A 2,698-nucleotide genomic window follows, 5' to 3' on the forward strand; every position below is an offset into this window, starting at 1 on the left:
CGGCGACCTCGGCCGCTGGCTACCTGATGGCGCAATTGAGTATCTGGGACGCAATGATTTTCAAATTAAGATCCGTGGCTTCCGCATTGAACTGGGGGAAATTGAAACCCAATTGCTGGCTTATGAAGACGTCAGCGATGCTGTGGTGATCGCCCGTGAAGAAGAAAGCGGTGACAAACGCTTAATTGCTTATGTGATCCCCAAAGCCGGCATCACATTAAAACCGGCGGATTTACGTGAATACCTCGGTGCCCGCCTGCTGGAATATATGTTACCCCGTGCCTTTGTTATGCTGGATGCTTTCCCGATGTCTGCCAACGGTAAACTGGATCGTCAAGCGCTGCCGGCACCGGATCAAAGCGCTATTGTCAGCCGTGAATATGAAGCGCCACAGGGCGAAACCGAGCAGAAACTAGCGGCAGTCTGGCAATCGCTGCTGGAACTGGAACAGGTCGGGCGCCATGACAATTTCTTTGAACTGGGCGGCCATTCCCTGCTGGTCGTCAGCCTGATCGAACAGTTGCGCCAGCAAGGGCTTTCTCTGGCGGTCAGCGCGGTCTTCGCTGCCCCTACCCTGGCCGCCATGAGCGCCCGCTTACATCAAAAGCAAGATGCAGCGCTAGCGGTTATTCCGCCTAACCTGATCCGCGAAGACAGCCCGCAGATTACGCCTGCCATGCTGCCACTGGTGACATTAACCCAGCCCCAAATTGACCGTATTGTTGACCATGTCCCGGGCGGTGTCGCCAATATTCAGGATATTTACCCGCTTGGCCCCTTGCAGGAAGGCATTCTGTTCCACCATTTACTCACAGAAACCGGTGACACCTATCTTGAAAATATTCTGATGCACTTTGACAGCCGGCCACGGTTGACGAGTTTCTTGCAGGCGTTGCAGCAGGTGATTAACCGGCACGATATCCAACGCAGTGCCTTCCACTGGCAGGAGCTTCCCATTCCCGTGCAGGTGGTCTACCGTCATGCGCCCCTGCCAATCACAGAGCTGACGTTATCCGCAGAAGAAAGTGCCGAAACCCAGCTACGGCGTCTGACTGATCCGGACAGCATACGGTTAGATATTACTCAGGCGCCATTACTGGCCGCTTATATCGCCCGGGATCCTGCCACCGATCAATGGTGGTTAAGCCTGCTGCATCACCATCTGGTTTGTGACCATCTGTCACTGGAAATTATTTTCAGTGAAGTGCAGGCACTGATCCTCGGAGAAGCCGCACACCTGCCCGCCCCATTGCCTTACCGCAATTTTATTGCCCAGACCCGTCAGGTGCCGATTGAAGTGCATCAGGCTTATTTCCAGCAGTTACTGGGCGACGTGGAAGAACCGACGCTGCCGTTTGGGTTACTGGATGTACAGGGGAATAGCCGCGATAAGCACGATAAAATTGTGGAAGATATTGTCACCTTAGATGAGGAACTGGCCCAAAATCTCCGGGATTGCGCCCGTCAATTGGGGATGAGTGCGGCCGTGCTATTCCATGTCGCCTGGGCGCAGGTATTGGCACAGTGCAGCGGCCGCGATGATGTGGTATTCGGTACAGTGTTATTGGGCCGCTTACAGGGGGGCATGGGCGCTTCACAGGTGCTGGGAATGTTTATCAATACCCTGCCAGTCCGTATCCAGTTACAGGCCCGTACCGTAAAACAGGCGGTACAGGAAACCTACCAGCGCCTGAGTGAATTACTGGATCATGAGCAAACCCCTCTGGCGATTGCCCAGCGGTGCAGCGGCGTGCCGGCTTCATTGCCACTGTTTAACAGCCTGCTAAATTTCCGTCACAGCCCGCGTGATGAGGAAGCGGCGCATTCATCAGTTTGGGACGGTATTCAGGTGTTGGACAGTGAAGAGCGCAGTAACTACCCCTTATCCCTGGACATTGATGATTTTGATGACGGATTTGCACTGACCGCACAATGCAGCCAGCAAATTAATCCGGTACGCATTACTGCCTATATGAAGACGGCACTGGAAGGCATTGTGGCCGCGCTGCAATATGCACCTGAGCAACCTATCCACACTATCGATATCTTGCCACGGGCCGAACGTACCCAACTGCTGGAAACATTTAACGATACCGTTGTTGAGTATCCGCAAGATACCTTAATCCATCAACTGTTTGAACAACAGGCAGCACGCACACCGGATGCAATTGCATTGGTCTTTGGTGAGGGCGAACTGAGTTATGCGGCACTAAACCGTCAGGCTAACCAACTGGCACACCAGTTGATTGCCGCGGGGGTACGCCCCGATGATCGCATCGCTATCTGTGTTGACCGCAGTCTGGATTTAATTATTGGTCTGTACGCTATCCTTAAGGCGGGAGCCGGCTATGTGCCGCTCGATCCCGAATACCCGGCCGAACGTCTGGCGTATCAACTGTCGGACAGCAAACCGGTGTTATTGCTGACACAGCGCCCTTTACAGGGACTGTTGCCAATATCAGATATGCCTGTCTGGTTGCTGGACGATGAAAACCACCGCAATAACATGGCAAAACAGCCGATCCATAATCCGGATATTCAACTTCAACCCCATCATCTGGCTTATATTATCTATACTTCCGGTTCCACCGGCCAGCCCAAAGGCGTGATGCTGGAGCACCGCAATGTGGTGAACTTTATCCATGCACAGCACCAGACCAGCGAGCCACAATCAGGGGATCGTATCCTGCAATTTGCG

Annotated in this window: 1 protein-coding gene; it reads left to right on the forward strand. The window is 53.5% G+C overall.

Annotation, left to right across the window (positions count from 1 at the left end; all coding sequences use genetic code 11):
• Positions 1-2,698 (forward strand): condensation domain-containing protein (locus IQ211_RS18740; protein ID WP_193836452.1); only part of this gene is annotated, 2,698 nt, incomplete at both ends.

The organism is Xenorhabdus griffiniae (assembly GCF_015163655.1).
Taxonomy (GTDB): Bacteria; Pseudomonadota; Gammaproteobacteria; order Enterobacterales; family Enterobacteriaceae; genus Xenorhabdus; species Xenorhabdus griffiniae.